Here is a 5,196-nt window from a genome sequence, read left to right as displayed (position 1 = left end):
GCGAAATTCACGCCCACCCCAATCCGCACAAGGCCGGGTTCCGTCGGCGCTTACCCCGATGGACCTGCACCTTCACAGATGCCGTCCGATCCATGGGAAGCCGTAATACAGCAAGCAGAGGCCGAGATCCACGCGCTTATCGAAAGCGGCAACCTCGCCCCCGACAAAGTGACCGCTGGATGGATCGAAATATCGGCGGGCCACCTCTACCGCAAACACTCCAAGTTGCCTGAAACCCTGAGCCGCGAAAGGTAGCGGCGGCATTATGACTTCCGCCTCGTAGCGAACGTAACTGACTTGCTACGTCCTGAGATTTATGAACTGGGATTGCATCCGACACCGGGCCGCGCGGATCAGCCTTCGATTTTGCCTGGAGCGCACGCCCCGTTCTCAGGGCTGCGGGGCTCCCAACACCACTCCCGGAGGTTCGTCCGCTCCCAAATTGGCCGTTTGCTCAGCTGAATGCGCATCCGTAGGGGCCGTTTCTACCTCGCGCACCTCGAGTGCCACTTGATTTGCCGACCGGGCGGCAGCCTCGGGCCCACCATTATCCAGCGCCTGCGGTTCGGCATTGTAGCTGGCCGACATTGTCCCGGGCGGCTCATCGACGGAAAAGTCGGCGTAATCATAGCGATCCGGCGACAGCGCATAGTCGTTGTAGGAGCGATCGTTATCGCTTTTCGCAAAGTCGTCCGGCACTGACGCGGAATTGAAAAGCCAGGTCGGCGTCACATTGTCAGCGAGGGCGTAGCTATCGGTCTCCTGCGAACCGACATCGCTAGCGACATCGCCCTTCCAGCCATAGCGGTCGCGCCAAGTGTCCTCGACTCCGGTGATTTGTGTGGGGACGGTGGTCGCGGCAATCAATCCGAGTGAGGTCGCGCCAGCGACGCCGATTATCAGGGCGCCTGCCATGAAAGAGGTCACTCTCATTTCTCATTTCCCGTCGACGCAGTTGCGTAGGGGAAACGTGGCGAAACGCCTGAGCGTTCCTAATTCTTGTCAGTTTCCACGGAAGTGCAATTTTGGTGGATGACACCCAGGTGGACTACAGCGATGGTTCCCATCTCCGCTGGCTCGTCAGCTTCAACTGCCGTGAAGTGGAAAATGATGAACCGTCGGTTGCGGCCCTGGATCGGGGCTTGGGTCTGGAAGGCGGTGTTGGTCATGTTGGCCGGATTCACGCCTGACAGCGTTCACTTCAGCCTCGATAACTCCATCATTTACGCTCATGTCTCGGCCGCTGGCGGAAAGAGGGTCTCATCAGCGATCTCTTAGCCGTTCGCGGGCGTCGGGTTTTCCAGCAAGCATTCCGGTCTGGTTGATGCGCGCGGTTGGAACGCGGGTCGCATCGATGCATTTGGGATGCGTTGGGAGATCAGCATGGCATACAGCGATAAAATGACGGCGCTTGCCCGGCTCGGTTTCGCTGCTCGCGGGCTTGTCTACATCTTGATTGGATGGCTTGCGTTTAACGCGGCGCGGACGGGGGCAGAACCTAGTGACAACCAAGGGGCGCTCGGCAGCCTCAGCGAAAAGCCATTGGGCCATGTCATACTGGCGATTTGCGCGGTCGGCTTCGCAGGCTATGCCTTCTGGAGAATTGCTGAAGGAGTTCTCGATCCGGAAGGACGAGGCAATACCTTGAAAGGCAAAATGGAGCGCATCTCCTATCTGATCAGCGGGGCTGCTCACGTCTCGCTCTGCCTCGTGGCGGCAAGACTGGCTCTACAGCAGACATCCGCAAGACACGGTAGCCCGGGGGATGAGGCCGCACAAAACTGGTCTGGTTGGTTGCTCGACTTGCCGGGCGGCCTGGCTCTGCTGGTCGGAGTGGGTATCGTATTATTCATTGTGGCCGCCGCGCAGGCGCACAAAGCATATGAAGCAAGCTTTGATGAACTGAACAGCGATGTGCCAGCCCCGGCTTATGTGCGCTGGATCGGCAGGTTGGGATACGGCTCTCGGGCAGTTGTTTTTGCTGTGATCGGTTGGCTTTTGATAGCCGCTGCCATTCACCACGACCCCGCCCGAGCGGGTGGTTTAGGCGACGCATTGACAGAACTGCGCGCGCAACCGGAAGGCGTGGCGGTTCTATCGATAATTGGAGCTGGGCTGGCGTTGTTCGGCGTCTTCAGTCTCGTGGAAGCCCGTTTCCGGCACATTACGGTTCCGCACGTACAGAGTCCGATGCAGCTTTGACTATTCGCACGAGCGTCCACCAAGGTCTGACGGCTTCGGAACATGCCGGTTACGGCGATGACTGAAGGCGAAGTTGGTTCCCATGCGGGCGGAACGCAGCAGCCGCTGCGCGTTCTTGGACTGAATATGGCGCAGTGGGTATTGAGAATGCCTCTCAATTGGAACTGAGACAGAGGATACCAGTTGAACGTATAATCGCGTACAGGAGAGGTATAATGGTAGAAGTTCACCGGGATATTCACGGCACTCGAGTTGTCGAGAAGCGTAGTAATGCTGGTCGCACAATTGCGATTATCGCGCTAATCGTCGTCGCGGTAGTGGGCCTCCTGTTCGCAACAGGCTTCTGGAAAGCGGACGTTTCTGGCGGTGACATGCCCGAGGTCAGCGTAAAAGGGGGAGACCTCCCGAAGGTTGACGTCGATTCGAAGGAGGTCGTCGTAGGAACAAAGAAGGCGGAGGTCGACGTCCCTACCGTAGGCGTGAAGGACAACGGCGAAAATTAAGTTTCCGTTATGCCTTGGTCGGGCCCTTGGCAGCGCTGAGGGCCCGTTATGAGGTGTCGATTTGCTGTCCCCGCCTACGTGTGAAACGACAATTTGATATGCAATCAGATCGCCTTGCAAGTCCGGTCTCGCGTCCCAGACCAGGAGTTTGATCCGGTCCGCCCTGCGCGCTCGGAAGAAACAGCATCCCTGAGAAGGGATCGAGCCTGAGTTCGCGCTCGACTAGCGAGGCAAGGCCCACCATTCCGTTCCTGAAGTCTGCGGGCTGCGTTGCGACCAGTACCTTCAGGGGGCCGGGCGGGATAATCACGCGCTCACCCGCGCGGCCAACAACACCCGCTCGATGTGATCCGCGCTCACGTCGGGCGGGATGCGGATCAACAGCCCGCTTGCCTCGACGACGATCTGTCCGCTGACTGGTGGCACTGCCGCGCTGGACAGCTCCTCGACCTTCCCACGCTCGACCATTGCCAGCGCAAAGGTCATCGGCTCCGCGCGCTCCCGCAATCCGACTCGCCAGGTGTACAACTGCTGAGGAAACAGCCCGTGGCGGCGCGCCATTGCCGACACATTGGCGCCCGGCTCAGGGCTTTCCGCGATGATCTGCGCCCGCGCCTCGGGCGTCCATTGTCGCTTGCCCTGCGCGCTTTCGATCACGTCAAGCCGCTGCACCTGACCCCGGTCGTTCATTTCGAAACATGTTTCGAAATCAGTTTCATCACTCACTGGTAACCTCGCCGTTCATTACGGCGAAATTACCAACCTCGGAGCAATTGAAAATGTGGGGGATCTTTACCGCTTGCCTTGATAGTGGCCGACCGTGGGGTCGGGCGAAATGGGGGGCGAGTAGGATTTGGGTCGCGCGTCTTGAAGGTGATGGTCGATCAATTGGCAGGGCAGCTGGAAGACGATGACAACCTTCCGGGCCTTCGCGTGATTCTCACAGCGCCCCTTAAGAGTTTCGGATTGACAATCGTGCCATGAAAGCCTGTTGCTGCGCGTGACGGCCGGTCGAGATCGATGGATGAACCGTAGCCTTTGGCCTCCGACGGTCGACACGAACGTCTGGCGGCCTGCAATGGATATTTTCCGCCTTCCGGCTGTCCATGTTGCCATTCCAAGCCACCAGTCAATCATATGGAACCGCGCGTATCCACTCGACCTCTTGGGCTAATGAATTTTCGAGAGGTGACCGCTAATCTGTTGAAAAGCATTCTTCAGATGCTCCTCGCTCGCCGATAGAGTCATTCCCGAAATCATCGAATGCGCCCGTACTGCGACGTTTAGCCGGGAATGGGTAACGCGATCTCTCATCGTATCTGGCTGTTTTATTGCCGCCCAAGGTCTCGATATCGCCACGATCACACTCGCCTTTCTAAAAGCGTGCATCATCCCCATGCCGGAAAATTAGCAAACCAGTATGGTATAAAGTTTGGCAGGGACGATTAAGGGCTTCCCCCAAGAGCCGCCGGAGCCCTTCGGAGCAGCAAGAAAAATAAGGGCAAGAATCGCCCTTCGGCCGGCCATGAAAAGTTCCACATATTTTGTAATTGTGCACTGCTAAAATGGCGTGATGAACGAAATTTAACCATGATTGGTGTGCAATCCTCTCAATTATGTCCCCTTGATGGGACGAAAATGGCACCGCTGCGCGTCCCACCTTCTCTTTGAAGGGCGCATCGGGACCGAGCCCGACTACGCGCAGTTAATCGAGCACCAGGGCCGCAACTACGCTTGCCATGCCACCATGGCGCTGATCTCAAATGCAGGACAAGCGCCAACATCGAGGCACTCGAAGCCGGGCAGCAAATGCCCACCCCATGACGGAACAGCAGCAATCTCAGTGGGGAATGTCTTTGCGGGTTTGTGCCAGAGCTGCGCCCAACATCGCTTGCCAGACTCTCGTCGATACCTCGCTTGGGTTATCTTCGGCCGAACAAGAGCAAAGTGTTGTTGCCCCTGCGTCGATCATCACTGGAGTAGGGTCCAGTATAGCTTCCATGACGGCCCTGACGTTCTCACGCAGCTCCTCCTGAAGGCAGAAGTCCAGGTATTCAAAATCATCGTGGCCGCTTTCGGATCGCGTCAAAGCTCGCGCCGCACGTTCTATGAGCATAGCTTGCCTCCCTCCCCACCACAGGAAAATTACCGGATTGCAGAAATGGGTACAAGTGAACTCTTTGCATTCGATCCCGAGGGGTAAGGCGCCTGGAACGGTCCACTTGACGCATGATAGGCCCAAGATTCGCCGCCCCAGAGAGGAGGGGAAAGGAAAGAACGAGCGCGGGAATGCGCTCGGTCTAACCCGGAGCCCTACCATGACCTACGACGTCCCGTTCCGTCACATGCAGGCGATCGACCCCAGCAGCCTCACGACCGTTACCGCGACCCTTCATGCCCTCAACAGGGCGATGGAAGACTGCCGTATCGCCGGTGTCGATCCCGACCATGACCCGGCAATCGCGCTGCTCGCCCGCCACTTCGCGGCCGT

Annotated in this window: 7 protein-coding genes and 1 pseudogene; 4 read left to right on the top strand and 4 right to left on the bottom strand. The window is 58.0% G+C overall.

Going from position 1 to position 5,196, the window contains the following annotated elements; all coding sequences use genetic code 11:
* Nucleotides 1–255, top strand: a pseudogene (locus LH128_RS34575) (hypothetical protein); the annotation flags it as partial.
* Nucleotides 256–390: 135 nt separating this feature from the next.
* Here the strand turns inward: LH128_RS34575 and LH128_RS15485 are convergent.
* Nucleotides 391–927, bottom strand: coding sequence for a hypothetical protein (locus LH128_RS15485; protein WP_156800013.1), 537 nt, complete (start codon nucleotides 925–927; stop codon nucleotides 391–393).
* Nucleotides 928–1,025: 98 nt separating this feature from the next.
* Here LH128_RS15485 and LH128_RS33490 point away from each other — a divergent pair, with 98 nt between their 5' ends.
* From LH128_RS33490 to LH128_RS15475, 3 genes are all read left to right on the top strand, one after another.
* The gene (locus LH128_RS33490; RefSeq protein WP_172705075.1) at nucleotides 1,026–1,190 is read left to right on the top strand and encodes a hypothetical protein; all 165 of its coding nucleotides are present in this window, start codon (nucleotides 1,026–1,028) and stop codon (nucleotides 1,188–1,190) included.
* 193 nt (nucleotides 1,191–1,383) lie between these two features.
* The gene (locus tag LH128_RS15480; protein WP_172705074.1) at nucleotides 1,384–2,202 is read left to right on the top strand and encodes a DUF1206 domain-containing protein; all 819 of its coding nucleotides are present in this window, start codon (nucleotides 1,384–1,386) and stop codon (nucleotides 2,200–2,202) included.
* Nucleotides 2,203–2,360: 158 nt separating this feature from the next.
* A complete protein-coding gene (locus tag LH128_RS15475; RefSeq protein ID WP_327195178.1) occupies nucleotides 2,361–2,705 on the top strand; it encodes a hypothetical protein in 345 nt (114 codons plus the stop codon).
* A 46-nt stretch (nucleotides 2,706–2,751) separates the two neighbouring features.
* Here LH128_RS15475 and tnpB read toward each other — a convergent pair whose 3' ends face one another.
* The 3 genes from tnpB to LH128_RS33480 form a co-directional block, all read right to left on the bottom strand.
* Complete coding sequence (gene tnpB, locus LH128_RS35040) at nucleotides 2,752–3,015, bottom strand: IS66 family insertion sequence element accessory protein TnpB (RefSeq protein WP_008830596.1); 264 nt, start codon at nucleotides 3,013–3,015, stop codon at nucleotides 2,752–2,754.
* Nucleotides 3,012–3,395: a transposase gene (locus LH128_RS15470; protein WP_008830595.1), complete on the bottom strand. Its 384-nt coding sequence runs from the start codon at nucleotides 3,393–3,395 to the stop codon at nucleotides 3,012–3,014. The genes tnpB and LH128_RS15470 overlap by 4 nt, the downstream gene beginning before the upstream one ends.
* 1,150 nt (nucleotides 3,396–4,545) lie before the next feature.
* The gene (locus tag LH128_RS33480; RefSeq protein ID WP_008830594.1) at nucleotides 4,546–4,821 is read right to left on the bottom strand and encodes a hypothetical protein; all 276 of its coding nucleotides are present in this window, start codon (nucleotides 4,819–4,821) and stop codon (nucleotides 4,546–4,548) included.
* Nucleotides 4,822–5,196 lie beyond the last annotated feature (375 nt).

This window comes from Sphingomonas sp. LH128 (assembly GCF_000293195.2).
Classification (GTDB): Bacteria; Pseudomonadota; Alphaproteobacteria; order Sphingomonadales; family Sphingomonadaceae; genus Novosphingobium; species Novosphingobium resinovorum_A.
The sequence above is the reverse complement of the archived record's forward strand: the minus strand, read 5'-3'. Positions and strand labels throughout refer to the sequence as shown.